The organism is Ramlibacter sp. P4_H7 (genome assembly GCF_056400765.1).
The window spans coordinates 92,746-119,315 of the sequence record NZ_JBFUKP010000004.1; the positions used below are offsets into that span (position 1 = coordinate 92,746).

Consider the following 26,570-nt stretch of genomic DNA (forward strand, 5'->3'; position numbering starts at 1 on the left):
GACCATGGCCACCCTGCTCCAACTCGTCGCCGGCGACCCGGCGCTGGTCGCCGCCGTGCGGCGCTCCCGCCAGGTGCTGCATAGGCGCGCGCTGGCCGGCGCCGCCGCCGGCGCCGTGCCGATCCCGGGCCTGGAGTGGCTGGTGGATGCGGCCCTGCTGTCACGCCTCATTCCGGCGATCAACGCGGAATTCGGGCTGACGCCCGAGCAGATCGACCGGCTGCCCAAGCGCAAGCGCGAACAGGTGGAAAAGGCGGTCGGCGTGGTGGGGTCCATGGTCATCGGCAAGTTCATCACGCGCGACCTGGTGATCAAGTCGGCGGCGTCGCTCGGCAAGCGGATGACCGTGCGGCGCGCCGCCAAGGTCGTGCCCTTCGCCGGCCAGGCGCTGTCCGCGCTGATCGGCTACCTGGCCATCCGCTACCTGGGCGAGGAGCACATCCGCGACTGCGTGGAAGTCTGCCGGCAGGCGCACCTGAAGCTGCCGGCGCCGCGCGTCGATAGCGCCGGCGCATCAGCCAGCCGCTGACAAGCAATCGCTGGTCCGGCCTATCGGCCGGGCGCGTGGCGTGCGCTGCAATGCGTGCTGCACCGGCACGAAACACTTCACATGGCTCTCTCGGATTTCCTGGGCTACGCGGCGGGCACGCTGTCCACCCTCGCCTTCGTCCCCCAGGTGTGGCGCACCTTCCGCACCAAGGACGTGAGCGGCATCTCGCTGCGCATGTACGGCATCTTCACGCTGGGCATCGCGGTCTGGCTGGCCTACGGGATCGTGCTGCGGCAGCCGCCCATGATGGTGGCCAACAGCCTGAGCCTGGTGCTGGCCTGCGCCGTGCTGGTCATGAAGCTGAAGTACGGCAAGCGCCAGCAGGCGCCGACACGGGAAGGCGCGGCCGCCCCGGTCTCGCCCCCGCGCTGAGCCTCAGAGCGACAGCAGCCGCTGGAAGAAGGAGCGGTAGCGCTGCAGCGCCACGCGCAGGTTCTCGGTGTCCGCATCGCCGCCGCGATCCACGCCCGCCTCGATGCCGGAGCGCTGCTCGGCGAAGGTCTCGGCCAGCGTTTTCATGACCTGCGCAACCAGCTCGTCGGCGCTGCGCACGGCCTGCCGTGGATCGTCGACGAAGCCGATCTGCACGGCATCCCAGCGTTGGCGGAAATCCTCGGCCACGGGCGCGAGGAACAGCGCGGCCAGCGGTTCGGACGGCCGGTCCATGCCGCGCGGCGGGATCGGGTCCGCCATCGCTTCCGTGACGGGGCCGGGCTCGCGCTGCCGCTCGCCCGCGCCTGCGAGGTCGGCGGTGCTCAGGTGGCGTTCGTCTTCGCGGCTCATGCTTGCATCTCCCAATCTCCCAAGGTGTGATCAGGAGACGTTACCGGCGGCCGGTCGGCGCAGGTGTGGACGCAAATAACAGTTGTTGCGCGGTGAAAGCGTGCGCAACCGCAGGCGGTGCGGCCTCAGTCCCGCCTGAGTACGGCGATCGCCTCGATGCCGTTTTCCACCAGCTCGACCAGCTTGAATTCCGGCCGGCAGGCGGCGCAGAAATGACGCAGCAGTTGCTCGTACGAGGCGAGCGAGAAGGTATGGAAGTGGATCTCCGCGTCCTCGGCCAGCAAATCGTCGGCGGTCATGCCCAGGGCCCGGGAGTTCTCCGGGCCGACGTCCCCGCGCTGCTCCGCGACCACGGCGGGAAGGGAGACGCTCAACCACTCGACATAGTGCTGGCGCGTCGCATTGCGAAATGCGCCGACGTCACCGGCACGCAGCTGGTCGCGGTCCGACACGAAATGGTCGATGGGCGTGATGGGCCGGCCGCGGTCGAAGCAGCGTTCGGCCAAGGGCACGGAAAGGAACAGGATTCCGCCGGGGGCGATCACCTCCGCCCACCGGTCCATCGTTCCGAGCACGTCGTTCGTGTGCTCCAGCACGTGGTTCGCGATGAGGAAGTCCACGGAGGCGGAGGCGAAGCTTGGCAGCCGGAAACCGTCTTCCACGAAGTCGGGCCGCACCAGTTGCAGATGCCGGATCTCGCTGAAGCGACCCAGGCTCACATCGGCACTCACCTTGTCCACGTACCGCACCCGCGCCCCGGCGGGCACCTTCAGTGGATAGTGCATGGCACCGATCTCGATCCCGTCGCCCCGCAGATGCCTGGCGGCAACCACTTCGCGGGTGCCGGGAACGACCTTGCGCAGCAGGTCGTACACGGCGGTGCGCTGGCGCGCGGGCAGGTGATCGAGCGCGGCCGCGACCACCGACCGTAGTGAAGTGCTCCCCATGGATTCCCCCTTGCGGCCGATCATACTGGGCAGTGGCGCGCAGGCCGGGACGCGGAACGCGCAAGGAGTCGGGAACGGCGGATGGGCGCAACAGTTGCCGGGCACCCCAAAGAAAAGAGGGAATGACCGCGACAGCCATTCCCTCTGGATCCCTGGTAGGACGTACAAGATTCGAACTTGTGACCAACGGATTAAAAGTCCGCTGCTCTACCAACTGAGCTAACGTCCCGAACCGAATTGCCCCTGCTTTCACAGCAGCAAAGCCCGCGATTATAGCCTTCTTTTTTCGCTCTTTCGTGATGCGATCCGGTCCAGGACCCAGCCCGCGGCGCACTGCCCGAAGGTGGCCGTCACGCTCACCACCGAGCCGTAGCCGTGGCAGTTGAGCGAGCCGTCGCCCTCGATGGCGCAGGACGGGTCGGGCGGCGCCACCGCCTCCCGGCTGAAGACGCAGGCGATGCCGATGCGCTTGCCCTCCTTGGGCGCGCCGTGGTGCTTGCGCAGGCGATAGCGCAGCTGCGCCAGCAGCGGGTCGTGCGTGGTCTGCGACAGGTCCTGGATGTCCACCTGGTGCGCCAGCCGCTTGCCGCCGGCCGCCCCGCAGCTGATGAACAAGGCCTTGCGCTCGCGCGCCCAGGCGGCCATTGCCGTCTTGGCTTTCGGCGCGTCGCAGGCATCGATGACGGCGTCCACGCCGGCGGGCAGCAGCGCGGGCCAGTTGTCCGGCTCCACGAATTCCTCCACGGCCTGGACCACGCAGCGGGGATGGATCTGTGCGATGCGCTCGCGCATGGCGATCACCTTGGCCTGGCCGACCGTGGCGTCCAGCGCGTGGACCTGCCGGTTGATGTTGGATTCGGCAACGTGGTCCAGGTCGATCAGCGTCAGTGCGCCGACGCCGCTGCGGGCCAGCGCCTCGGCCGCCCAGGAACCCACGCCGCCGATGCCCACCACGGCCACGTGCGCGCCGCGGATGGCGGCGGCGCCTTCCATGCCATAGAGGCGTTCGAGCCCGCCGAAGCGGCGCTGCAGGTCCGCGGCCTCGTCGAGGTGCGTCATGCGCGCGGCGGGTGCACCCGCGTCAGCGCAGGCGCGCCAGCCGTTCCCGTGCCGCGCTGGCGGCCTCGGATTGCGGGTACGCCTTCACCAGGTCGTCCAGCGTGCGGCGGGCGGCGGCGTTGTCCTTCAGCTCGATCTGGCAGTTGGCGATGGACAGCACCGCCTCGGGGGCGCGGGGATGGTCCGGCGCCTGCTGCAGCAACGCGCGGAAGTTCGCGATGGCGCCGCGGTAGTCGCGGTTGGCGTACTGCGCATTGCCCAGCCAGAACAGCGCCGTGGGCCGGTAGCCGCTGGACGGGTACTTGCGCACGAAGTCCGCGAAGGCCGATTGCGCCGCCGGGAACTCGCCCTTGCGGAAGGATGCGAGCGCGGCTTCGAAATCGCGCTGCTCGTTCGGGTCGGCCGTGAATTCCTTGCCGTCCACGGTGACCTGCGCCGGCTCGAACTTGCGCAGCCGCTCGTCCACGCCCTGCGTGATGTCGCGCTGGCGCTTCTGCACGTCCGCCAGGTCGCGCGTGATCTGTTCGTCGGTGCCGCGCAGGCGGGCCGCCTCGGAGCGCAGCGCCTCGATCTGGCTCTGCAGGTCGAGCAGGCTGCGCCGCAGCGAGGCGTTCTCCTCGGTGGCACGCCGCAGTTCATCGCTCAGCGCCTGCCGTTGCTGCTCCATGCGCTGGCGCAGCTCGATGATGGCGCGGCGGGCCTCGTCATCCTCGAACAGCGCCGCCTGGGCGGACGCGGAGAACAACGCCGCAGCGGCCAGCGCCACGGCAAGCACGGAACGATGGAGGGTCTTCATCGGTAGGCGATCTCGGCGCGGCGGTTCTGCGCCCATGCGGTTTCGTCACTGCCCTGCGCGGCGGGCTTTTCCTTGCCGAAGCTCACCGACTCGACCTGCGCGTCGGTCACGCCCAGCAGGCCCAGCGCACGGCGCACGGCCTCGGAGCGGCGTTGGCCCAGGGCCAGGTTGTATTCGCGGCCGCCGCGCTCGTCGGTGTGGCCCTCGATCACGATGTGGCGCCGGACGTTGGCCTTGAGGAAGCGCGCGTGCGCCTCGATCAGCGACTGGAACTCGGGCTTGATCACGTAGCTGTCGTAATCGAAGTAGACGATGCGCGCGACGTTGGCGGGGCCTTGCTGGGTGGCCGAGGCGGTGTCGGCCTGCACCGGCTGCACCTGGCTCTGGCCACCGGCGCCAGGGCCGCCGCCCGGAACGGCCGTGCTGCTGCCGGCCTTGTCGTCCACCGGTACGTCGTCGAGCTTCACGCCGCTGGCGCAACCTGCAAGTGCGGCCGCCAATGCAACAGCCAGGAACACACGGTACTTCATTGTTTTGATCTCCAGAAATTTCATCGCTGAAAGGGGCCCCAGTCGGGCTCGCGGATGTCGCCGCCCTTGCCGGGCAGGCGTGCCTTGATCTTGCCGTCGAGGGTGGTGGTCATCAGTGCCTCGGCGCCGCCCTGGCGGGTCGCGTAGATGATCAGCCGGCCGTTCGGCGCGAAGCTCGGGCTTTCGTCGGCGGTCGTGTCCGTGAGGGACTGGACGTTGCCGGTGGCGATTTCCATCACCTGCAGCTTGAAGGCACCGCTGATGCGGGAAATGTAGGCGAGCCATCTTCCGTCGGGACTCAGGGCCGGCGAAATGTTGTAAGTCCCTGTAAAGGTAACTCTCTGCGGCTCGCCGCCATTGGAAGGCATGCGGTAGACCTGCGGCGCGCCGCCGCGGTCGCTGACGAAATAGATGCTGCGGCCATCCGCCGAGTACAGCGGCTCGGTGTCGATGCCGCCCGACTGCGTGAGCCGCCGCGGCTCGCCGCCGGTGGACGAGATCGTGTACAGCTGCGAGCCGCCGTCGCGGGTGAGCGTGACCGCCAGCGAGCGGCCGTCCGGGGCCCACGCCGGCGCGCTGTTGGAGCCGCGGAAGTTGGCGATCAGGCGGCGGCTGCCGGTGGCGACGTCGTGCACGTACACCACGGGCTTGCGCGACTCGAACGACACGTAGGCCAGCTGCTTGCCGCTGGAAGACCAGGCCGGCGAGATGATCGGCTCGTTGCTGGCGAGCGCCGATTGCGCGTTCTCGCCGTCGGCATCGGCGACCCACAGGTTGTAGCGGGTTCCGGCCTTCGTCACGTAGGCGATGCGCGTGGAGAACACGCCTTTTTCGCCCGTGAGCTTCTCGTAGATCATGTCCGCGATGCGGTGCGCCGCCAGGCGCAGGTCGGCGGCGACCACGACGAATCCATCGGCGGCCAGTGGCTGTGCGCGCACGACGTCCCACAGCCGGAAGCGCACGTCGTGGCGGCCGTCCGCCAGGCGGGTGGCGCTGCCCACCGCCAGCGAGTCGGCGCTCTTCTGCCGCCAGGGGCTGAGGTCCGGCCGGCTGGTTTCGTCCAGGCCGGCGGCGCCGGCGGAATCGATGGCGCGGAAGCGGCCGCTGCGTTCCAGGTCGGCCTGGATGATGGAGCCGATCTTTTGCTGCAGTTCGTTTTCGCCGCGGAAGGGAGCGATGGCGATCGGCAGCTGCGTCAGGCCCACGCCGGTGACCTCGACCCGGAACTGCGCCATGGCGGGCGTTGCGGCCGCCGCGCCCGCGAGCAGGAACAGCTCGCGCCGTTTCAGGAACTTGGATGGATGCATGCTGCTTGGTGTGTGGTTCATCGGTTCAGTTCAGTCACGACGGTATCCGCTGCGTGAAGCGCCTCCGCCAGGCCGGTCTCGGCCCGGATGATGCCGCTTTTCACCCGGGCCAGGACGCGCTCGCGGTTGGCGGTTTCGCCGGCGCGGCTGTGCTCCTGGTGCCAGAGGTGCCAGACCTCCGTGCCCAGGAAACCATTCTTGCGCCGGCAGCCATGGTGATGCAGCCGCAGGACCAGGTCCGCATCCTCGTGTCCCCAGCCCGAATACACCTCGTCGAATCCATTCACTGCCTCGAAATCACGCCAGGACACCCCGAAGTTGCAGCTGCGGATGCCCTTCCAGCGAAACTGCTCTTCTACCCGGAACGGGGCCCCCGGCCAGTGCAGAAGATGCGTCAGTTTGTTAACGTCGCCGGCCAGCCGCAGTCGCAGCCAGTCGGCGGCATCCAATTTGGACAAATCTATTTTGCCATCGAGCGCGCGACGGGTGAGCCCGGGACTGAGCAGCACCCGGCTGCCGTTGACGAAATGGCCCGGCTCGCCGAGCCGCGCGTGCTGCGCCACGAAGCGCGGATTGGGCACGCAGTCGCCGTCCAGGAAGACGATGGCATCGGCGCGCGCTTCGGCGGCGCCGAGGTTGCGCGAGCGCGCGGCGGTGAAGCCCACGTCCGGATGCCAGACGTGCCGCACCGGGCACCGGAACGCAGGCAGGCCCTCGCGCAGCGCCTGCACGTGCTCGGGCCGCGAGCCGTCATCGGCGATGACGACCACGTGGCGATCGTCGCACTGCGGCGCCAGCGCGCGCAGCACGGCCAGCAGCGCGTCGCTGCGGTTGTAGGTGAGGACGACGAAGCCGGTCTTCATGCCGGCGGCGCTGCCGGCCGCCGCTGCAGCAGCCACAGCTTCAGGTAGCGGTAGTAGGTGCCTTCGGCGTTGGACACCGCCAGGACGAAGCCCATGCGGCCATCGAGGAAGCCGCGCTGCAGCAGGTAAGTGCGCAGGAAGGCCCACAGGCCATGCGCCACGGCACCGGCCAGCGAGGTGCGCCGGCCCTGCTGCCACATGCGCTGCGCACCGGCGGTGGAATAGGCATCCAGCTTGTGCAGCACGTCGCCCAGGTCGTCGAAGCTCTCGTGCAGCAGGTCGCTGCGCAGGTGTCCGACCGCGGAGTCGGTGAGCAGGCGTTCGTGCACCACGTCGTCGGAAAATCGCGCGCGGCCGCGGCGGAAGAGGCGCGTCACGCGGTCCGGGTACCAGCCCGAATGCGCCATGTACTGGCCGCAGTAGCTGGAGCGCCGCGGCATGTCCCAGGCGTCGGCGGCCGCACCGGGCGACCGGACGACGGCGAGGATCTCCTCGCGCAGTGCGGGCGTGACGCGTTCATCGGCATCGATGGAGAACACCCACCGGCGCGTCGCGAGCGCCAGCGCACGGTTCTTCTGCGGGCCGAAGCCGGGCCAGCCGGCGCTGCGCTCGACGCGCGCACCGGCGGCGAGTGCCAGTTCGACCGTGCGGTCCCGGCTGCCGGAATCGAGCACGATGACCTCGTCGGCGAACGACACGGAGGCCAGGCATTGCGCGATCTTCGCTTCCTCGTCGAGCGTGATGACGACCACGCTCAGGCCGGGCGCCTCCGGGCTTTCACTGGATAATCCGGGCATCGATGCCGATGATATCCGTCCCCAGCGCATGACCGACTACGCGATCACGTTCGCCTGCTACAACCAGATGGACTACACCAGGCAGTGCGTGGACAGCCTCGTGCGCAATGGCTACGACCTCGCCCGCGTGGTGGCCGTGGACAACGGCTCCAGCGACAGCACCCGCGACTACCTGCAGTCCCTGCCCCTGGGCGGCCACATCCTCAATCGGCAGAACCTCGGCTGCGGCGTGGCCTGGAACCAGGGCGTGCTGGCACTGCAGGCCGAGTGGTCGGTGGTGATGAACAACGACGTCGTGGTGTCGAAGGACTGGCTGGAGAACCTGGTGGCGTCCGCCGACGCGCTGGGCGTGAAGGTGGTCTCCCCCGCGCTGGTCGAAGGACCGCTGGACTACGACTTCGATGCCTTCGCGGCCGATGCCTCGCCGCGCATGCGCGACGTCGCGCGAATCGGCGCCCGCCACCTCGTCTGCCTGTGCGTGCACCGCTCGGTGTGGGACCAGGTGGGCTTCTTCCACGCGCAGCCGAGCCTGTGGGGCTACGAAGACACGCTGTTCTTCCAGGCCCTGGACCAGGCCGGCATCCGCAGCGCCATCGTGGGCTCGGCCTGGCTGCACCACTACGGCTCGATCACCGTCAGCGCCATGAAGCAGGAGCGCGGGCTGTCCGGGCGGCAGGGGCTGGGCGCGCGCAACAACTACCGCCTGCTCGGCAAGTCGATGCTGCAGCGCAAGTGGGACAAGCTGCAGCGAGAACGGCGCGAACGCCAGTGGCGCGAACAGGAGCTCGCGCAGCACGGCATGACGCTGCACGGCGAACGGCGCGATGGCGCGTTCGCCTGGCGCTGACCCCGGAAAGGTCCCGTCGCGGGCGCCACCGGCTTGCTCAGGGCCTCCCTAGCTCGCCGGCCCGGTCGCCGGCTCGTGGGTCGCCAGTGCCGCGCCGCACAGGACGGCGACCATCACCGCGTACAGGCTGGCCAGCGCCTTCAGGTCCACCACCTCGGTGCTCATGCTGGCAACGACCATGCACAGGGTGTAGGCGAAACCCATGGCGGCGTTCTCGCGCGTGACGCGGCCGCCCCGCCGCAGCTGGCGTGCGCAGACCGCCAGCGGCACCAGCAGCAGCGCCAGCGTCGCCAGCAAGCCGCCGATGCCCGAGCGCACCGCGTTCGAGACCACCTGGTTGTGGAAGGCCGCATGGAACGCGCCCTCCAGCGCTTCCGGCGACGCATAGCTGAACGTGGGCAGCATCGACATGGGCAGCCGCTGCGTGTCGCCGATGCCGGTCCAGGGATGCTGGACGAAGGTGTCCGCCGCCACGCGCAGGAAGGTGATGCGCAGGCCGACGGAGTTGACCGGGGCGACGCCGGTCCACGGATAGGCCGCGACCTGCTGCCAGGCGAGGTCCACCCGTTCGTGCACGGTCGGCAGCAGCAGGTAGGCCAGCAGGGGCGTCGCACAGGCGGCGCACAGGACCAGCGCCGTGCGGGCCGGGTGGCCCCTGCCCCAATGCAGGTAGACCCAGGTGCCGATCACCACCGGCGCCGCGGCCCAGCCCGTCCTGGAGCCGGAACGCAGGGACAGGTAGAAGCCCAGCGCCGCGCCGGCGCACTTGAGGAGCACGGCGCCCCGGCGCGTGCGCCACTCCCCCGGCGTCAGCGAGACCAGGCACATGAGTCCGAAAGCGAGCGACAGGTAGCCGAACACGAGCGGGTCGACGGCCCGGGTCGTGTCCCGACCGGCCGGGTACTGCGACGCGCGTCCCACGATTTCCAGCGACAGCAGGGCGGCCAGCAGCGCGAGCGGCAGCACCCAGCGCAGCCAGCGCGACGGATCCACCCGTGCCCGCAGGACGAACAGGAAGATCGGCACGCCCAGCAGGAAGCGGGAGGCGGCATCGAACTGGGCGGGGTAGCTGTCGCGACGCAGCGCGGCGCCGAGCGCCACCGCCAGGATCGGCGCGACCAGCGCCACCATCAAGGCCTGGGCCCAGGCGCGCTCGGCGGGGGCGAGCTGCGGGGCCGGCAGGCCGCCGCGCCACAGCAGCGCCAGCGACAGGATGGCGCCGAGGAACAGCACCCAGCCGGTCCAGCCATGCAGGGTCAGGACGAACAGCGGGGCGCAGGAAACAAGGAGGGCGGCGACGGGGCCGAGCCTTCGGGGCCAGGGCCTCATGCGAAGCGGGGCGACATGCGCGGGAGAATATTCCGGAGCGGGGATAATAGGCGGCTGCATGCAGTCCGCCTCGCCTATTGTGCCTGACGCGTCCGGAGCTCCCTCGCCCGCGCTGCCCCGAGAGCCGGCGAGCCTCTCCCAGCGCATCCGCCGCTTCCTGCCCTACATCCGCCATGTCCAGCGCTACTGGATCGTGGTGCTGGTGGCCACCATCATCGGCGCGGCCACCGAGCCCGCGGCCCCGGCATTGCTCAAGCCGCTGCTCGATCGCGGCTTCGGCGCGAGCAGCTTCAACCCCTGGCTGGTCCCCGCCGCGCTGCTGCTGATGTTCGCCATCCGCGGCGGCGCCGGCTTCATCGCCGACGTCACGCTGGCCAAGATCGCCAACGAGGGCATGTTCATGCTGCGCCGCGCCTTGTTCGCGCGCATGCTGGATGCCCGGCTGGACCTGTTCCGCGCCGAATCGGCCAGTTCGCTGTCCAACAGCATCGTGCACGAGGTGCAGAACGCGATCACCATGCTGGTGAACGCGCTGACCGGGCTGGTGAAGGACGGGCTCGCGCTGGTGGGCCTGCTGCTGTACCTGCTGTACATCAACTGGCAGCTGACGCTGATCGTCGGCTTCCTGGGCCCTGCGGTCGCGTGGATCATGCGCACCGCCTCGCGACGCCTGCACCGGCTGGCCAAGAGCAGCCAGGCCGCCACCGTGCAGCTGGCCTACGCGGTGGAAGAGAACGTGCTGGCCAACCGCATGGTGCGGCTGCACGGTGCGGAGCGGGCGCAGGTCGGCCGCTTCGAGGCGCTCAGCCTGTCGCTGCGCCGGCTGGCGATGAAGTCCTCGGTCGCCCAGGCCGCCATCACGCCGGTGATGCACATGCTGGCGGCCGCGGCACTGTCCCTGGTGATCGTGATCGCGCTGTGGCAGAGCGACAAGGGCATGACGGTGGGCACCTTCGCGTCCTTCGTCGCCGCGCTGCTGATGCTGATCGCGCCGGTCAAGCGGCTGTCGGAGGCCACCGGGCCCATCACGCGCTCACTCGCCTTGCTGGAACGCTCCTTCGACCTGGTGGAGCACACGCCGGTCGAACAGGGCGGCAGCTACGATCCCGGCCGCGCCCAGGGCCGCATCGAGTTCCACGGCGTGGGCATGCAGTACCCCGGTGCGCAGGCCCCAGCGCTCGACCAGCTGACGCTGGACGTGGCGCCGGGCGAGACGCTCGCGCTGGTGGGCCCGTCGGGCTCCGGCAAGACCACGCTGGCCAACCTGCTGCCGCGCTTCCTCGAGCCCACGGGCGGCTCGGTGCGCCTGGACGGCCACGACCTGCGCGAGTGGAACCTGGCCGCGCTGCGCCGCCAGTTCGCGATGGTGAGCCAGGACGTGGTGATGTTCAACGACAGCCTCGCCGCCAACGTGGCGTTGGGCGGGGAGATCGACCGCGAGCGCGTGCGCCACGCCCTGGAGGCCGCGAACCTGGGCGACCTGGTGGCCGCCCTGCCCCGCGGCATCGACAGCGACGTGGGCCACAACGCGACGGCGCTGTCCGGCGGCCAGCGCCAGCGCCTGGCGATCGCGCGGGCGCTGTACAAGGACGCGCCGGTGCTGATCCTGGACGAGGCGACTTCCGCCCTCGACAACGAATCGGAGCGACTGGTGCAGGAGGCCCTGCGCCGCCTGATGGCCGGCCGCACCAGCCTGATCATCGCCCACCGCCTCTCCACCATCGAACATGCCGACCGCGTCGCGGTGCTGGAACGCGGCCGCCTGCTGGAACTCGGCTCGCACGCGGACCTCGTCGCGCGCGGCGGCCTCTACGCGCGCCTGCATGCCCTCGGCGGCGGCCCGGAGCTGTGAGCGCGGTGCGTTCGGTCCTGGTGGTGGTCACGCGCCAGATCGGGGACGTGCTGCTCACCACGCCCCTGATCCACGCCGCGCGCCTGCGCTGGCCGCAGGCCGCCATCGACGTGCTGGGCTTCGAAGGGACTCTGGGCATGCTGCACGGCAACCCGGACGTGCGCGACAGCATCGCGATGCCCGCGCGCCCCGGCTGGTCGCAGGGCCTGCGCTGGGCCAAACGACTCTGGCGCCGCTACGACCTGGCGCTGATCGCCGATCCCGGTGATCGCGCCCACCTGATCGGCGCCATCGCGGCCCGCCAGCGCAGCGGCATCCTCCCCGCCGGCAATGGCAGCAACTGGTGGAAGCGGCGCCTGCTGGCGCACGTGGTCACGAGCGCCGGCGACCTCGGCGAGGTGCACATCGTCCAGGAAAAGCTGCAGCTGCTGGCGCCGTGGCAGGGCACGCAGGTTGCCGCCGCGCAGCTGGTTCCGCCGGCGCCCGCCCCGCTGCCGGCCTCGCTGCAAAGCCGGCTCGCGCCGGGCTACGTCGTCGTGCACACCCCGTCCATGTGGCCGTACAAGCAGTGGCCGGTGGAGCATTTCCGCAGCCTCGTCGCGCTGCTCGCGCAGGCGGGCCGGCAGGTGGTGCTGACCGGCGGCCCCGCGGCCGGCGACCGCGAGACCGTGGCCGCCATGCAGGGAGCCGCCTCGGCGGACCGGCTGCTGGATGCGGGCGTGCTCTCCTTCGGGCAGCTGGTCACGCTGCTGCGCGAAGCCGCCCTGTACATCGGCCCCGACACGTCGATCTCGCACCTGGCGGCGGCTTCCGGCGTTCCCATGCTGGCGATCTTCGGACCCACGAATCCGCAGCGCTGGGCGCCGTGGCCACGCCTTGCGGAGGCGCAGCCCGTGCAGTTCCACCGCCGCCGTCCGGCCCAGACGCTGGGCCAGGTCACGCTGGTGCAGTCCGAGCTGCCGTGCGTTCCCTGCGGCAAGGCGGGCTGCGACGACCATCGCATGAGCCGCGCCGACTGCCTGCCGGCGATCACGCCGCGCCAGGTGGCGGACCAGGCCTTCGAGATCCTCGCGCGCGGCCGCTGAATCACACCCGACCCATGCCCCGCTACGCCAAGGTCCTCGTCATCTGCCCCGGCAACGCCATGACCGCGGGGCCGGAGGCCCTGCACCAGCTGGTGGCGGACCTCAATCGCCTCGGGCAGCCGTCGGAGATGGTCTACCACCCCTTCAACCGCCGCTTCGAGCCGCCGGCGCCCTACCGCAAGTACGGCGTGCCGGTGGGCACCTATGCGGAGGACGCCGGCACGCTGATCGTCTTCCCGGAGATCTTCACCACGCTGGCCCTGCGCGCGAAGAAAGCGGAAGCGGCCGTGTGGTGGATGTCGGTCAACAACTTCACCGGCGTGCGCTACGGGCGGCCCTGGCGCGACCGCCTGCGCTACTGGAAGTACGTGCTCAAGGGCAAGCGGCCGTGGCGCGGCCTGAAGGCGCTGGCCCACCTGCCCAACTTCGCGCAGAGCGACTACGCACGAGAGTTCCTGGCCGGGCACGGCATCGTGGCGCCGATGCTGTCCGATCCCATCCCCGTCTACACCGAGCGCGCGTACCTGGAGGCGCTGCCGGCGCGCCTGCAGTCGGCGCAGCGCTCCGACACGATCCTCTACAACCCGACCAAGGGCGCGCCCATCACCGCGAAGCTGATGGCGGCCTACCCGCAGTGGCGATTCCGGCCGCTGCGCGGACTGGACCGCGAGCAGCTCGCGCAGGCCTTCCTGGAGGCCAGGCTGTACATGGATTTCGGCCACCACCCCGGCAAGGACCGCCTGCCGCGCGAGGCCGGCCTGCACGGATGCTGCGTTGTCACCGCGCGGCAGGGCTCCGCCGCCAATCCCGTGGACGTGCCGATCCCGGAACGCTACAAGCTGGACGTGAAGGCCCCGGACTTCGTGCAGCGCTTCGGCGAAGTCGCCGACGCGGTGCTCTCGCGCTTCGATGAGTGCACCCGCGAGTTCGACGGCTACCGGCAGGTGATCGCGCGGGAGCCTGCTGAATTCGACCGGCAGATTATTGAAGCGTTCGGCATCGACTGAGGCCGCAGCGCTGGGGTTCCTTCGTCACCCCTGCCTACGGGCGCTGAAGCGGATTCCACCCGAGGACGGCGCGGAATAGCATGCAGCGCCGTCCCCCTTGTGAAGAGGATCCGGCTTCGCCGGTCCTCGTCACACCGATCAGGCAACTTTGAAAAATCGCTCCAGCGATTTTTCAAAGTTAAAGGAGCACGATGTCGTACTGCTCCTGCCCCATCGCGCTTTCGCTTTGCAGCGAGATGGGCTTGCCGATGAAGTCCGACAGCCCGGCCAGGTGCTGGCTCTCTTCGTCGAGGAACAGCTCGATCACCTTGGGCGCGGCGACCACCCGGTATTCGCGCGGATTGAACTGGCGGGCCTCGCGCAGGATCTCGCGCAGGATGTCGTAGGCCACGGTGCGCGGCGTGCGCACGGTGCCCTTGCCCTCGCACACCGGGCAGGATTCGCACAGCAGGTGCGCGAGCGACTCGCGCGTGCGCTTGCGCGTCATCTCCACCAGCCCCAGCTGCGAGAAGCCGCCGGCCATGGTCTTCACGCGGTCGCGCGCCAGCTGCTTGCGGAATTCGCCGAGCACGGCCTCGCGGTGGTCCTCGCGCTGCATGTCGATGAAGTCCACGATGATGATGCCGCCCAGGTTGCGCAGGCGCAGCTGCCGCGCGATCGCGTGCGCGGCCTCCAGGTTGGTCTTGAATATCGTGTCGTCGAAGTTGCGCGAGCCGACGTAGCCGCCCGTGTTGACGTCGATCGTGGTGAGTGCCTCGGTCTGGTCGACGATCAGGTAGCCGCCCGACTTCAGGTCCACCCGCCGGCCGAGCGCGCGCGCGATTTCCTCGTCCACCGAATACAGGTCGAAGATCGGCCGCTCGCCCTTGTACAGCTGCAGCCTCGCCGCCGCCTTGGGCATGAACTCCTCGCCGAAGGCCTGCAGCAGCCCGAACTGCTCGCGCGAATCGAGGCGGATCGCCTGCGTCTCGTCGGTCACCAGGTCGCGCAGCACCCGCTGCAGCAGGTTCAGGTCCTGGTGCAGCAGCGACGGCGGCGGCAGCCGGGTCGCGGACTCGCGGATGCGCCCCCAGGTCTTGCGCAGGTAGGCGATGTCCTCGGCCAGTTCCGCGTCGGTCGCGTCCTCGCCGTTGGTGCGCAGGATGAAGCCGCCACCTTCGCCGCCCACCAGGTTGTTCAGGCGCCGGCGCAGCGCGTCGCGCTGTTCGGACGGGATCTTCTGCGAGACGCCGACATGGTCGTCCTGCGGCAGGAACACCAGCAGCCGTCCGGCGATGCTGATCTGGGTCGACAGGCGCGCGCCCTTGGTGCCGATCGGGTCCTTGATCACCTGCACCATGAGGGACTGGCCCTCGAACACCTGCTTCTCGATGGGGACCTGCGGCTGCCCGCTGCGGGCGAACGCGGGTGGCTCGCCTTCGGGCTGCCGCTGCCACACATCGGCCACGTGCAGGAAGGCGGCGCGTTCCAGGCCCATGTCGATGAAGGCGGACTGCATGCCCGGCAGCACGCGCGCCACCTTTCCGAGGTAGACGTTGCCGACCAGACCGCGCTCCAGCGTGCGCTCCACGTGCAGTTCCTGCACCGCGCCGCTTTCGACGATGGCCACGCGCGTCTCCTGCGGGGACCAGTTCACCAGGATGTCCTGCTGCATGTGTGACTACAGGATACCTCAGCCTTCTCCTACAAAAGGCTTTGCTAGACTGGCCGCGCGCCGATTAACGCGCCCCGAAGCTTCCCGCAGGAGTCCCCCGTCCCATGATCCAGTCTTCCCCCGCCCCCGCCTTTTTGCAGGGCGGTGGCGCCATGGGCGAGCGCATCCGCGCCTTCGACTGGAACTCCCATCCCCTGGGCCCGCCCGAACAGTGGCCGCCTGCCTTGCGCATGGCTCTGGGCCTGTGCCTGAACTCCAGCTTTCCGACGGCGATCTACTGGGGGCCGGAGCTCCACATCCTGTACAACGACGCCTGGTCGGAAATCCCGGCGGACAAGCACCCGTGGATCCTGGGCAAGCCGGGCCGCGAAGGCTGGAGCGACATCTGGGAGATCGTCGGCCCGCAGTTCCAGGACGTGATGGACACCGGCGAAGGGCTGGCGCTGTACGAGCAGATGCTGCCCATGGTGCGCGGCGGACAGCCGCGTGAGACCTGGTGGAACTACAGCCTCACGGCCATCCACAACGCCGACCACAGCATCGGCGGCGTGTTCAACCAGGGCAACGAGATCACCGCGGTGGTGCTCGCGCGGCGCGAGCGCCAGGCCGAGCTCGATCGCTGGCGCGACATGTTCCAGCAGGCGCCCGCCGGCGTGGCGCTGCTGCGCGGCCCGACGCACGTGTTCGAGTTCGTCAACGACGCCTACCAGCGGTTGATCGGCGGCCGCGACGTGACCGGCAAGACCGTGCAGGCCGCGCTGCCGGAAGTGGCCGAACAGGGCTTCGTGCAGTTGCTGGACACGGTGTACCGCACCGGCGAGTCCTACCTGGGGGCGTCGATCCCGGTCAATCTGCAGCACCAGCCGGACACGCCGGCCGAAGACCGCGTGCTGGACTTCATCTACCAGCCGATGCGCAACGGGGCGGGCGAGGTGGACAGCATCTTCGTGCTGGTCACGGACGTCACCGAGCGCGCGAAGGCGGAATCCGCCCTGCGGCTGACGAACTGGCAACTGGGCGAGGAACGGGCCCGGCTCGCGTCCCTGATCGAGGCGGAGCAGCGGGCCCGGCTCGCCTTGCGGCGCTTCAACGCCACGCTGGAAGCGCACGTGAAGAACCGCACCGACGACCTGACGCGGGCGCTGGCCGCCCAGAGCGCCGTGGCCGACCGCCTGCGCGCGACCTTCGCCACCGACCTGATCTTCCAGGGCTTCCTGGACACCGCCGGCACGCTGCTGGATGCCAACCCGGCGTCGCTGGCCGCGATCCGCTGTTCGCTGGCCGATGTCGTGAACAAGCCGTTCTGGGAGACCCCCTGGTTCACGGACACGCCCGGCCTGGCGGAACGCATCCATGACGCCGTGAACGCCGCACGCCAGGGGCAGACCGTCCGCGCCGAGCTGCAGGCCAACCTGCCCGATGGCGTGCGCAACTTCCTGTTCTTGCTGCGGCCCGTCTTCAACGCCCGGCAGGAGATCGTCGGCATCGTGCCGGAGGCCCTGGAGACGACGCGCGCGTCCGCGCTGAAGCTGGCGGCCTAAGCGATCCGCACGCCGACCGAGCGCAGCAGCTGCGCCGTCTCGTGCAGCGGCAGCCCCATGATGCCGGTGTAGGAGCCGGCGATGCGCGTGATGTGTGCCGCCGCCCTGCCCTGCACCGCATACGCGCCCGCCTTGCCCATGGGCTCGCCCGTCGCGACATAGGCGCGCACCTGCGCCGGCGTCAGCGCCTCGAAGCGCACGCGCGAATCGCTCAGCGCCTGCACCCGCTTGCGCCCGGCCTGCACCGCCACCGCGGTGAGCACGCGGTGCGTGTGGCCGGACAGCTCGCGCAGCATGCGGGCGGCGTCCCGCGCATCGACCGGCTTGCCGTAGATGGTGCGGCCCATCGCCACGGTGGTGTCCGAGCACAGCACGGGCGCCGGTGGCAGGCTGCGGCGCTGCATGCGCGCCAGCGCGGCATCGAGCTTCAGCCCGGTGACGCGCCGGACGTAGGCGGCGGGAGCCTCGCCGGGCCGCACGGCCTCCAGCGCCTCGCTGTCCTCCTGCGCATCGGGCAGCAGCAACTCGTAGCGCACGCCCAGTTGCTCCAGCAGCTGGCGCCGGCGCGGGCTCTGCGAGGCGAGATAGACGAACTCACTCACGATGATAGGGATGGCCGGCGTTGATCGACCAGGCGCGGTACAGCTGCTCGGACAGCAGCACGCGCACCATGGCGTGCGGCAGCGTGAGGTCCGAGAGGCGGATGCGTTCGTGCGCCGCCTGCCGGAAGGCCGGATCCAGTCCGTCGGGGCCGCCGATCACCAGCGCCACGACGTCGTTCTCCAGCTGCCAGTCCTTCAGCTTGGCGGCCAGCGCCACGGTGGTGAGCGTGGTGCCGCGCTCGTCCAGCGCCACGATGCGCGCGCCCTTGGGGATGGCGGCCTCGATGCGCTCGCGTTCGGCGGCGAGCAACGTCGGCAGGGTCTTGGACGCCCGTGGTTCGGTCTTCACCGCCTTGAGCTCCAGCCGCATCTCGGGCGGGAAGCGCTTGGCGTAGTCGTCCCAGGCGGCCTGCGCCCAGTCCGGCACACGCTGGCCGACCGCCACCACCAGCAGGCGCATGGCTCAGCGGCGCGAAGGAGATTTCTTGGCAACCGCCTTCTTGGTGGGCGCCTTGGCCGCCGGTGCCTTGGCGGCGGGCGACTTCGCGGGGGTCTTCCTGGCAGCGGGCTTGGCGCCCCCGTGCGCGGGCGCCTTGGCAACCGTCTTGCCCGCGGCCGGTCGCGCCGCACCGGACCGGGCCGGCGCCTTCTTGGCCGCGGCCTTCCTGGCGGGGGCCTTCTTCGTCGCCGCGGCCTCGCGATCGGCTTCGCGCAGGGCGGCCTTGGCGGCGCTGCTGCGCCTCAGGGACGGGGGCAGCTTCCGGGCCACGAGCGGAGCGGGGGCCTTCTCGGGCATCGCCGGCTTGGGCGCACCCACGCGAATGCGCACCGGCTTCTCGCCCCAGATCTCTTCCAGGTGGTAGTACTGGCGGATCGCCGGCTGCATGATGTGCGCCACCGCGGGGCCGCAGTCCACGATGATCCACTCGCCGTTGTCCTCGCCCTCGATGCGCGGCTTGGGAAAGCCCGCCTCGCGCACCGCATCCACCACGCTGGAGGCCAGCGCGCGGGTCTGCCGGTTCGAGGTGCCCGAGGCCACGATGACGCGCTCGAACAGCGGCGACAGGTGTTCGGTGTTGAACACCTGGATGTCCTGGCCCTTGACGTCCTCCAGGCCATCGACGATGGCCCTCTGCAGTTTCTGCGTGTCTTTCTTCGCGGCGGTTTCAGTCGTCATCAGGCGGATTGGTAAAGGTGGTGGGATTCAATATAACTGGCAATAGCTGGCTCAACCAGATCGGCGATGTCCTGCCCCGCCGCCAGGCGGGACCGGATCTCGGTGGCGCTCTCGGGCATCTGCGCCCATTGCAGCGCCTCGACGCGCACGCCCGGCAGCGCGCGCAGCGCGGCCAGGCCCGAGCCCGTGCCACGGCCGGCGACGCACAGCACGGCCATGCGGGCGATCTCGTGCCAGGCCATCCAGTGCGTGAAGCCGGCGGCCTGGTCCTCGCCCATCAGCAGGTAGAGCTGGGCGACCGGATGCTCGTCGTGCAGCTCGCGCAGGGTGTCGACGCTGTAGGTGGGGCCGGCGCGCCGCAGCTCGCGGTCGTCGATCTCCACGTTCGGGACGCCTTCGAAGGCCAGCCGCGTCAGCGCCAGCCGATGTTCGGCGGATGTCAGCGTGCGGTCCTTGTGCCAGGCCTGGCCGGTCGGCATCACGCACAGGCGGTCCAGCTTCAGCTGCTCAACCGCCGCGCGCGCCAGGGCGACGTGCGCCCGGTGCGGAGGATCGAAGGCGCCGCCGAACATGCCCACCCGCGCGAGGGCGTCGTTCAAACCCAGTCCTTGCGCACCAGGAAGCGCCGGAGCAGTTCCTCTTCGGGGGTGCCCGGCGCGGGCTGCTGCTGGTACGCCCAGGTCGCGTGCGGCGGCATGGACATCAGGATGGATTCGGTGCGGCCGCCGGACTGCAGGCCGAAATGCGTGCCGCGGTCCCACACCAGGTTGAATTCGACGTAGCGCCCGCGCCGCAGCAGCTGCCAGTCGCGTTCGCGCTGCGTGAAGGGGGTGTCCTTGCGCCGCTGCAGCACCGGCAGGTAGGCATCGAGGAAATGGTCGCCCACGGACTGCTGCAGCGCGAAGCTGCGCTCGAAGCCGTCCTCGAAGAAGTCGTCGAAGAACACGCCGCCGATGCCGCGCGGCTCGTTGCGGTGCTTCAGGAAGAAGTAGTCGTCGCACCAGGCCTTGAAGCGCGGGTACTTGTCCTCGCCGAAGGGCCGCAGGCTGTCGCGGCAGGTGGCGTGGAAATGGATCGCGTCCTCGTCGTGGCCGTAGTAGGGCGTGAGGTCCATGCCGCCGCCGAACCAGTACACCGCCGGCGCGTTGGAGGGCAGCGCGGCGAGCATGCGCACGTTCATGTGCACCGTCGGGGCGTGCGGGTTGCGCGGGTGGAACACCAGCGACACGCCCATGGCCTCGAACGAAGCTCCGACCAGTTCCGGCCGGTGCTGCGTCGCCGAGGGCGGCAGCTTGGGCCCCCGCACGTGCGAGAAGCCGACGCCGGCGCGCTCGAACACGTTGCCCCCTTCCAGGATCATCGTGACGCCCTCGCCCTGCAGCGGCTCGCCCGGTTCCTTCTTCCAGGCGTCCGCCAGGAAGGGCTTGCCATCGAGCTCGCCGCAGGCGCTGGTGATGCGCTGCTGCAAGCCGGTGAGCCAGCCGCGGACCGCGGGGATGGCGGCTTCCACCCTAGCCTTTCACGGCGCGAAAGCCGATGTCGCGGCGGTACTGGGCGCCGTCGAAGCGGATGCCCTTCAGCAGGTCGTAGGCATGCATCTGCGCCGCCTTGACCGTGCTGGCCAGGGCCGTCACGCACAGCACCCGGCCACCGGTGGTGACGGTGTGGCCGTCCTGGGCGGCGGTGCCCGCATGGAACACCATGGCGTCCTCACCGTACTCCCTGGACAGGCCCTCGATCACGTCGCCCTTGCGCGGGTCCATCGGGTAGCCGGCCGCGGCCATCACGACGCCCAGCGCGACGCGGCGGTCCCAGTCCAGTTCCACCTGGTCCAGCCCGCCCGCGGTGGCGGCCATCATCACGTCGAACAGGTCGGACTTCAGCCGCATCATGATCGGCTGCGTCTCCGGGTCGCCCATGCGGCAGTTGAACTCCAGCGTCTTGACCTGCCCGTCCTTGCCGATCATGAGGCCGGCATACAGGAAGCCGGTGTAGGGGATGCCGTCCTGCTCCATGCCGCGGATGGTCGGCAGGATGATTTCTCGCATCGCGCGCGCATGCACGTCGGGCGTGACCACCGGCGCCGGCGAATAGGCGCCCATGCCGCCCGTGTTGGGGCCCTGGTCGCCGTCCTGCAGCCGCTTGTGGTCCTGGCTGGTGGCCAGTGCGGTGACGTTCTTGCCATCGCACAGCACGATGAAGCTGGCTTCCTCGCCCTGCAGGAATTCCTCGATCACCACGCGCGCGCCGCCGGCGTTGTGGGACACGCCCAGCTTGTTGTCCAGCAGCATGAAGTCGATCGCTGCGTGCGCCTCGGCTGCGTCCATGGCCACCACCACGCCCTTGCCCGCGGCCAGGCCGTCGGCCTTGACCACGATGGGCGCGCCCTTGCGGTCCACGTAGGCATGCGCCTGCGCGGCGTCGCTGAAGGTCTCGTATTCGGCCGTCGGGATCTTGTGGCGCACCATGAAGGCCTTGGAGAAGGCCTTGGAGCTTTCCAGCTGCGCCGCCGCCTGCGTGGGGCCGAAGATGCGCAGCCCGTGCGCGCGGAAGTCGTCGACCACGCCGGCCGCCAGCGGCGCCTCGGGGCCGACCACCGTCAGCGCGATCTTCTGGTTGAGCGCCCAGTCCCGCAGCTGGCGCAGGTCCGTGATCGGCACGTTCTCCAGCCTCGGATCGAGCGCCGTTCCGCCGTTGCCGGGCGCGACGTAGACCGCCTGCACCTTGGGGGACTGCGCCAGCTTCCAGGCCAGCGCATGTTCGCGGCCGCCGCCGCCGATGACCAGGACCTTCATTCTTGGATTTCAGCGTTGTGGAAGACGTTCTGGATGTCGTCCAGATCTTCCAGCATGTCGACGATTTTCTGCATGCGGGCGGCGTCCTCGCCCGCCAGCGGGATGGTGTTCTCGGGCCGCATCGTCACCTCGGCGATTTCCGCCTTCAGGCCGGCGGCCTCCAGCGCGTTCTTCACGGCTTCGAAGTCGCCGGGAGCGGTGATCACCTCGATGGCGCCGTCCTCGTCGCTGATGACGTCCTCGGCGCCGGCTTCCAGCGCGACTTCCATCACCTTGTCCTCGCTGGTGCCGGGCGCCAGGATCAGCTGGCCGCAGTGCTTGAACTGGAAGGCCACCGAGCCTTCGGTGCCCATGTTGCCGCCGTACTTGCTGAACACGTGCCGCACCTCGGCCACCGTGCGGACCTTGTTGTCGGTCATGGTGTCGACAATGATCGCCGCGCCGCCGATGCCGTAGCCCTCGTAGCGGATCTCCTCGTAGCTCACGCCCTCGAGGTTGCCGGTGGCCTTGTCGATGTTGCGCTTGATGGTGTCGGCGGGCATGTTGGCCGCCTTGGCCTTGTCCACGGCCAGCCGCAGGCGCGGGTTGGCCGACAGGTCGCCGCCGCCCTGGCGTGCCGCGACCATGATTTCACGGATGACCCGGGTCCACACCTTGCCCCGCTTCTCGTCCTGGCGACCCTTGCGGTGCTGGATGTTCGCCCATTTGCTGTGACCGGCCACGAATCTTCCTTGTTGACTTCTGCGTTAACCTACCGCCAACCCTCATTCTACTTTTTGCACCATGGCCGAACCGATGCTGATCGCCCAACAGGGCAAGACCGAGGCCTTCCTGCTGCCCGCGATGGCCAACCGGCACGGTCTCGTGACCGGCGCCACCGGCACGGGAAAGACCGTCACCCTGCAGAAGCTGGCGGAAAGCTTCAGCCAGATCGGCGTGCCGGTGTTCCTGGCCGACATCAAGGGCGACCTGACCGGCATCAGCCAGCCGGGCAAGCTGGAAGGCAAGCTGGCGGCGGCCATCAAGGAGCGCGGCCTGCCCGAGCCCAAGCCGCTCGCCTGCCCCACCACGCTGTGGGACGTGTTCGGCGAACAGGGCCACCCGGTGCGCGCCACCATCACCGACATGGGGCCGCTGCTGATCGGTCGCATGCTCAACCTGAACGAAACCCAGGCCGGCGTGCTGCAGATCGTCTTCAAGATCGCCGACGCCAACGGGATGCTGCTGCTGGACCTGAAGGACCTGCGCGCCATGCTGCAGCACGTGGGCGACAACGCCAAGCAGTTCACCACCGAGTACGGCAACATCAGCGCCGCCAGCATCGGCGCCATCCAGCGCGGCCTGCTGCAGATCGAGTCGCAGGGCGGCGACAAGTTCTTCGGCGAGCCCATGCTCAACATCGCCGACCTGCTGCAGACCGACGACAAGGGACAGGGCGTGGTCAACATCCTGGCCGCGGACAAGCTGCTGAACTCGCCGCGCCTGTACTCGACCTTCCTGCTGTGGATGCTGTCGGAGCTGTTCGAGGTGCTGCCCGAGATCGGCGACCCGGAACAGCCCAAGCTGGTGTTCTTCTTCGACGAAGCCCACCTGCTGTTCGACGAAGCGCCCAAGGTGCTGGTCGAGCGCATCGAGCTGGTCGTGCGGCTGGTCCGCTCCAAGGGCGTGGGCGTGTATTTCGTGACGCAGAACCCGCTGGACATTCCCGATTCGGTGCTGGCCCAGCTGGGCAACCGCGTCCAGCACGCATTGCGCGCCTTCACCCCGCGCGACCAGAAGGCCGTGAAGGCCACGGCGGAGACGATGCGGCCGAAGCCCGGCCTGGACATCGAGGCGGCAATCACCGAACTGGCCGTGGGCGAGGCGCTGGTGAGCTTCCTGGACGCCAAGGGCCGGCCCAGCCTGACCGAGCGCCTGTACGTCATCCCGCCGGGCAGCCAGATCGGCATCATCACGCCGGAGCAGCGCAAGGCGCTGATGGCCAGTTCGGTGGTGGCCGGCGTCTACGAAAAGACCGAAGACCGCGAGTCCGCCTACGAGAAGCTCAAGGGCCGGGCCACCGAAGCGGCACAAGCCGGCGCCGCCGGCAGCACGGGCGGCACGGCCGGTGCCACCACCGCGAGCGGTGGCGCGCTGGGCGGCCTCTCGGACGTGTTGTTCGGCTCGACCGGGCCGCGCGGCGGCCGGCACGAAGGCATGGTGGAAAGCTTCGCCAAGTCGGCCATCCGCACCATCGGCAGCAACGTGGGCCGGGAGATCGCGCGCGGCGTGCTGGGCAGCATCCTGGGTGGGAAGCGGAAGTAGTTCTTGCCACCTGTAGGCTGGCGGTGATCTTCGTAGGCTGGGGTGAGCGCGAAGCCGAACCCCAGCGTTGCTTGCGATCGCTGGGGTTCGGGCTTCGCCGCTCACCGCCAGCCTACGAAGGCATCGCCCTGGCCGCCGCCGTTGCGCGTCCCGGCCGCGAAATGCAACGAACCAATCGCCCGCAGCTTTGCTAGAGTGGGCTTTTGGCTTTGCCTTCGCCCATGTCCACTGACACACCCGCGCCCCGCCACATCCGGCTGACGTCCCACGCAGGCGGCTTTGGCGCGCTGCCTCTTCTTTGGGGCGCGCCGACGCCGGAAGAGCGCGGGCCCATCGTGGGCACGACCACCAAGCGGGCCCACCGCAACGTGATCGGCACGCACAGCGGCTCCTACAGCGTGTACCGCGCGCTGGCCGTCGCTTCCGGCGCGCTCAAGCGCGAGCACAAGGCGGACCTCACCAACACCTCGCCCACGGACGAGATCGGGCCCTACCCGCAGTGGGGCGACGCCGGCAAGATCGTGAGCCTGGACCCCTGGGGCGCGCAGGTCGCGCAGGTGTTCGCAAGCGAATTGGCCGCCGGCTACGACATCCGGCCAACCATCGCGATCACCAAGGCGCACGTGATCCTGCCGGAGGTGATCGAGGCGCTGCAGTCGGGACGGCTCAAGCCGGACGGCAAGTTCCTCACCGAGGGCGGCGCCGCGATGGTGACCAAGGCGGCGATCGAGCCGGTCTGGTGGCTGCCCGGCGTGGCCAAGCGCTTCGGCTGCAGCGAAGCCGACCTGCGCCGGGTGCTGTTCGAGGAAACCGGCGGCATGTACCCCGAGCTGGTCACGCGCAGCGACCTCGAAGTCTTCCTGCCCCCCATCGGCGGCCAGACCGTGTACATCTTCGGCGAACCGCGCGACCTGGCGAACCCCGCCGTGGAGCTCACCGCGCGCGTGCACGACGAATGCAACGGCTCCGACGTGTTCGGCTCCGACATCTGCACCTGCCGGCCCTACCTCACCCACGCCATCGAGGAGTGCATTCAGGGCGCGCAGCGCGGCGGCGTCGGCCTGGTCTCCTATTCGCGCAAGGAAGGCCGCGCGCTCGGCGAGGTGACCAAGTTCCTGGTCTACAACGCCCGCAAGCGCCAGGTCGGCGGCGACACCGCCGACCAGTACTTCGCCCGCACCGAATGCGTGGCCGGCGTGCAGGACATGCGCTTCCAGGAACTGATGCCCGACGTGCTGCACTGGCTGGGCGTGAAGAAGATCCACCGCCTGGTCTCCATGTCCAACATGAAGTACGACGCCATCACCAACTCCGGCATCGAGGTGGGCGAGCGCGTGGACATTCCCGAGTCGCTGATCCCGGCCGATGCCCGCGTCGAGATGGACGCCAAGAAGGCGGCCGGCTATTTCACGCCGGGTGCCGTGCCGGACGCCGATGCGCTCAAGCAGACGAAGGGACGTGCGCTATGAGCCTGGCGACCCCGCCGGTGAGCGGGCCCGCGGCCGAGGCTGCGGCCGCCACGCTGCGCACCACCCGCACGATCCGCGAACGCTGCGGCCAGCTGTTGGCGCGCGCCCGCGCCGGCGACTCCCGCTGGTTCACGGTGGAGCCAGGCGCGCTGGCCACCGCGGCGCGCGCGGTGGCGGACATCACCCGCACCCGCTACCCGAAGGGAGCGATCCCGATCCACGGACGCTGGCGCCACCTGGAAGCGGGCGGCATCGACCGCCGGGGCGAACTGGAGCGGCTGATGGCCGCCCTGCCCCGCACGGCGCGCTCGCACGCGCTGATCGACCTCACCTTCATCAGCGTGCTGCTGGACGCGGGCGCGGGCCCCGACTGGAGCTACGCGGAGCCGGCCACGGAAGAGGTCTTCACCCGCTCGGAGGGACTGGCCGTGGCCAGCTTCCACGCCTTCACCGCGGGCCTGTTCTCCAGCGACCGGGACCATCCCTGGCAGGTGGATTCGGCCGGCCTGCGCGGCCTGTCCGCGGACCACCTGGCCTCCGCCTTCCAGGTGCGCGACAACAACCCGCTGGTGGGCCTGGAAGGCCGCACCGTGCTGCTGCACCGCCTGGGCGAAGTCATGGCGGAACAGCCCGAGGTGTTCGGCGAGCACGGCCGCCCCGCCGGACTGTTCGACACGCTCATCTCGCCGGCGGGGCCGGACGTGCCGCGCACGGCGGACGTGGCGGCGCACGACATCCTGTCGCAGCTGCTGATGTCCTGCTCCGGCATCTGGCCCTCCGGCAATGCGCTCGGCACGATCCCGCTGGGCGACTGCTGGCGCCACGAGGCGGTGCGCGGCGAAGGCGCCAGCGACGGCTGGGTGCCGTTCCACAAGCTGTCGCAATGGCTCACCTATTCGCTGCTGGAGCCCTTCACCTGGGCCGGCGTGCAGGTGCGCGGCGTCGAGGCGCTGACGGCGCTGCCCGAGTACCGCAACGGCGGACTGCTGCTGGACACCGGCGTGCTGGGCCTGCGCGACCCCACGGTGGTCGCCGCGACCTGGGCGCCGGGGGACGAGCTGATCGTCGAATGGCGCGGCCTGACCGTGGCCCTGATGGACGAACTGGCGGTGGAGGTCCGGAACTTGCTGCACCTGGACGAACACCGCTTGCCGCTCGCCTGCGTGCTGGAAGGCGGCACCTGGGCGGCCGGACGCGAGCTCGCGCAGCGCCACCGAGGCGGGCTGCCGCCGCTGACGGTCACGAGCGACGGCACCGTGTTCTGAAGGCGCAGCCC

General features: G+C 69.8%; 27 protein-coding genes and 1 tRNA gene. 10 read left to right on the plus strand and 18 right to left on the minus strand.

Annotated features, from left to right (window positions below):
* The first annotated feature begins 4 nt into the window (after window positions 1–4).
* On the plus strand, window positions 5–529 hold the full coding sequence (locus tag AC1DSA_RS07405) for a hypothetical protein (RefSeq protein WP_477887602.1): 525 nt from the start codon (window positions 5–7) through the stop codon (window positions 527–529).
* 81 nt (window positions 530–610) lie between these two features.
* Window positions 611–922 (plus strand): SemiSWEET family sugar transporter, encoded by a 312-nt coding sequence (locus AC1DSA_RS07410; protein WP_477887604.1) that lies wholly within the window; start codon window positions 611–613, stop codon window positions 920–922.
* A 3-nt stretch (window positions 923–925) separates the two neighbouring features.
* On the opposite strand, the gene AC1DSA_RS07415 is transcribed toward AC1DSA_RS07410, so the two are convergent.
* From AC1DSA_RS07415 to AC1DSA_RS07455, 9 genes are all read right to left on the minus strand, one after another.
* Window positions 926–1,333 carry a hypothetical protein gene (locus tag AC1DSA_RS07415; protein ID WP_477887606.1) on the minus strand — a complete coding sequence of 136 codons (408 nt, stop codon included), beginning with the start codon at window positions 1,331–1,333 and terminating at the stop codon, window positions 926–928.
* Window positions 1,334–1,458: 125 nt separating this feature from the next.
* Window positions 1,459–2,280, minus strand: a complete 822-nt coding sequence (locus AC1DSA_RS07420; RefSeq protein WP_477887608.1) for a class I SAM-dependent methyltransferase — start codon at window positions 2,278–2,280, stop codon at window positions 1,459–1,461.
* Between the two features lie 153 nt (window positions 2,281–2,433).
* Window positions 2,434–2,509, minus strand: a tRNA-Lys gene (locus tag AC1DSA_RS07425).
* Window positions 2,510–2,550: 41 nt separating this feature from the next.
* Window positions 2,551–3,339: a tRNA threonylcarbamoyladenosine dehydratase gene (locus AC1DSA_RS07430; RefSeq protein WP_477887610.1), complete on the minus strand. Its 789-nt coding sequence runs from the start codon at window positions 3,337–3,339 to the stop codon at window positions 2,551–2,553.
* A 22-nt stretch (window positions 3,340–3,361) separates the two neighbouring features.
* Complete coding sequence (ybgF, locus tag AC1DSA_RS07435) at window positions 3,362–4,135, minus strand: tol-pal system protein YbgF (protein WP_477887612.1); 774 nt, start codon at window positions 4,133–4,135, stop codon at window positions 3,362–3,364.
* Entirely contained in the window at window positions 4,132–4,665 is a 534-nt protein-coding gene (pal, locus tag AC1DSA_RS07440; RefSeq protein ID WP_477887614.1) for a peptidoglycan-associated lipoprotein Pal, read from the minus strand. Before pal ends, ybgF begins: the two co-directional genes overlap by 4 nt.
* A 20-nt stretch (window positions 4,666–4,685) precedes the next feature.
* On the minus strand, window positions 4,686–5,972 hold the full coding sequence (gene tolB / locus AC1DSA_RS07445) for a Tol-Pal system beta propeller repeat protein TolB (RefSeq protein WP_477887616.1): 1,287 nt from the start codon (window positions 5,970–5,972) through the stop codon (window positions 4,686–4,688).
* Between the two features lie 17 nt (window positions 5,973–5,989).
* Complete coding sequence (locus AC1DSA_RS07450; protein WP_477887618.1) at window positions 5,990–6,835, minus strand: glycosyltransferase; 846 nt, start codon at window positions 6,833–6,835, stop codon at window positions 5,990–5,992.
* Window positions 6,832–7,632: a glycosyltransferase family 2 protein gene (locus tag AC1DSA_RS07455; protein WP_477887620.1), complete on the minus strand. Its 801-nt coding sequence runs from the start codon at window positions 7,630–7,632 to the stop codon at window positions 6,832–6,834. The genes AC1DSA_RS07450 and AC1DSA_RS07455 overlap by 4 nt, the downstream gene beginning before the upstream one ends.
* Window positions 7,633–7,660: 28 nt before the next feature.
* Here AC1DSA_RS07455 and AC1DSA_RS07460 point away from each other — a divergent pair, with 28 nt between their 5' ends.
* Window positions 7,661–8,479: a glycosyltransferase family 2 protein gene (locus tag AC1DSA_RS07460; RefSeq protein ID WP_477887622.1), complete on the plus strand. Its 819-nt coding sequence runs from the start codon at window positions 7,661–7,663 to the stop codon at window positions 8,477–8,479.
* A 48-nt stretch (window positions 8,480–8,527) separates the two neighbouring features.
* Here AC1DSA_RS07460 and AC1DSA_RS07465 read toward each other — a convergent pair whose 3' ends face one another.
* Window positions 8,528–9,808 (minus strand): O-antigen ligase family protein, encoded by a 1,281-nt coding sequence (locus AC1DSA_RS07465; RefSeq protein WP_477887624.1) that lies wholly within the window; start codon window positions 9,806–9,808, stop codon window positions 8,528–8,530.
* Window positions 9,809–9,866: 58 nt separating this feature from the next.
* Here AC1DSA_RS07465 and msbA point away from each other — a divergent pair, with 58 nt between their 5' ends.
* Genes msbA through AC1DSA_RS07480 form a run of 3 tightly spaced genes read left to right on the plus strand, consistent with a single transcriptional unit; the run spans window position 9,867 to window position 13,752 of the window.
* Window positions 9,867–11,660, plus strand: a complete 1,794-nt coding sequence (msbA, locus tag AC1DSA_RS07470) for a lipid A export permease/ATP-binding protein MsbA (protein WP_477887626.1) — start codon at window positions 9,867–9,869, stop codon at window positions 11,658–11,660.
* A 5-nt stretch (window positions 11,661–11,665) separates the two neighbouring features.
* Complete coding sequence (locus AC1DSA_RS07475; protein ID WP_477887628.1) at window positions 11,666–12,745, plus strand: glycosyltransferase family 9 protein; 1,080 nt, start codon at window positions 11,666–11,668, stop codon at window positions 12,743–12,745.
* Window positions 12,746–12,759: 14 nt separating this feature from the next.
* The gene (locus AC1DSA_RS07480; RefSeq protein ID WP_477887630.1) at window positions 12,760–13,752 is read left to right on the plus strand and encodes a hypothetical protein; all 993 of its coding nucleotides are present in this window, start codon (window positions 12,760–12,762) and stop codon (window positions 13,750–13,752) included.
* A gap of 178 nt (window positions 13,753–13,930) precedes the next feature.
* Here the strand turns inward: AC1DSA_RS07480 and rng are convergent, their stop codons facing one another.
* Entirely contained in the window at window positions 13,931–15,406 is a 1,476-nt protein-coding gene (gene rng / locus AC1DSA_RS07485) for a ribonuclease G (protein WP_477887632.1), read from the minus strand.
* 104 nt (window positions 15,407–15,510) lie between these two features.
* On the opposite strand from rng, the gene AC1DSA_RS07490 reads away from it, so the two are divergent.
* Window positions 15,511–16,947, plus strand: a complete 1,437-nt coding sequence (locus AC1DSA_RS07490) for a PAS domain-containing protein (protein ID WP_477887634.1) — start codon at window positions 15,511–15,513, stop codon at window positions 16,945–16,947.
* Here AC1DSA_RS07490 and AC1DSA_RS07495 read toward each other — a convergent pair.
* Genes AC1DSA_RS07495 through AC1DSA_RS07525 form a run of 7 tightly spaced genes read right to left on the minus strand, consistent with a single transcriptional unit; the run spans window position 16,944 to window position 22,243 of the window.
* Complete coding sequence (locus AC1DSA_RS07495; RefSeq protein ID WP_477887636.1) at window positions 16,944–17,549, minus strand: Maf family protein; 606 nt, start codon at window positions 17,547–17,549, stop codon at window positions 16,944–16,946. The genes AC1DSA_RS07490 and AC1DSA_RS07495 overlap by 4 nt on opposite strands.
* Window positions 17,542–18,009 (minus strand): 23S rRNA (pseudouridine(1915)-N(3))-methyltransferase RlmH, encoded by a 468-nt coding sequence (rlmH, locus tag AC1DSA_RS07500; RefSeq protein ID WP_477887638.1) that lies wholly within the window; start codon window positions 18,007–18,009, stop codon window positions 17,542–17,544. The genes AC1DSA_RS07495 and rlmH overlap by 8 nt, the downstream gene beginning before the upstream one ends.
* 3 nt (window positions 18,010–18,012) lie before the next feature.
* Complete coding sequence (rsfS, locus tag AC1DSA_RS07505) at window positions 18,013–18,726, minus strand: ribosome silencing factor (protein WP_477887640.1); 714 nt, start codon at window positions 18,724–18,726, stop codon at window positions 18,013–18,015.
* Window positions 18,726–19,325 carry a nicotinate (nicotinamide) nucleotide adenylyltransferase gene (gene nadD / locus AC1DSA_RS07510; protein ID WP_477887642.1) on the minus strand — a complete coding sequence of 200 codons (600 nt, stop codon included), beginning with the start codon at window positions 19,323–19,325 and terminating at the stop codon, window positions 18,726–18,728. The genes rsfS and nadD overlap by 1 nt, the downstream gene beginning before the upstream one ends.
* Window positions 19,322–20,236 carry an oxygen-dependent coproporphyrinogen oxidase gene (hemF, locus tag AC1DSA_RS07515; protein ID WP_477887644.1) on the minus strand — a complete coding sequence of 305 codons (915 nt, stop codon included), beginning with the start codon at window positions 20,234–20,236 and terminating at the stop codon, window positions 19,322–19,324. Before hemF ends, nadD begins: the two co-directional genes overlap by 4 nt.
* A gap of 1 nt (window position 20,237) precedes the next feature.
* Window positions 20,238–21,521, minus strand: a complete 1,284-nt coding sequence (purD, locus tag AC1DSA_RS07520; protein WP_477887646.1) for a phosphoribosylamine--glycine ligase — start codon at window positions 21,519–21,521, stop codon at window positions 20,238–20,240.
* Window positions 21,518–22,243 carry a YebC/PmpR family DNA-binding transcriptional regulator gene (locus AC1DSA_RS07525; RefSeq protein ID WP_477887648.1) on the minus strand — a complete coding sequence of 242 codons (726 nt, stop codon included), beginning with the start codon at window positions 22,241–22,243 and terminating at the stop codon, window positions 21,518–21,520. The genes purD and AC1DSA_RS07525 overlap by 4 nt, the downstream gene beginning before the upstream one ends.
* Before the next feature lie 61 nt (window positions 22,244–22,304).
* On the opposite strand from AC1DSA_RS07525, the gene AC1DSA_RS07530 reads away from it, so the two are divergent.
* The 3 genes from AC1DSA_RS07530 (at window position 22,305) to AC1DSA_RS07540 (ending at window position 26,559) form a co-directional block, all read left to right on the plus strand.
* A complete protein-coding gene (locus AC1DSA_RS07530) occupies window positions 22,305–23,825 on the plus strand; it encodes a helicase HerA-like C-terminal domain-containing protein (protein WP_477887650.1) in 1,521 nt (506 codons plus the stop codon).
* A 221-nt stretch (window positions 23,826–24,046) separates the two neighbouring features.
* Entirely contained in the window at window positions 24,047–25,294 is a 1,248-nt protein-coding gene (locus AC1DSA_RS07535) for a GTP cyclohydrolase II (RefSeq protein ID WP_477887652.1), read from the plus strand.
* Complete coding sequence (locus AC1DSA_RS07540; RefSeq protein ID WP_477887654.1) at window positions 25,291–26,559, plus strand: URC4/urg3 family protein; 1,269 nt, start codon at window positions 25,291–25,293, stop codon at window positions 26,557–26,559. The genes AC1DSA_RS07535 and AC1DSA_RS07540 overlap by 4 nt, the downstream gene beginning before the upstream one ends.
* The last annotated feature ends 11 nt before the right edge of the window (window positions 26,560–26,570 follow it).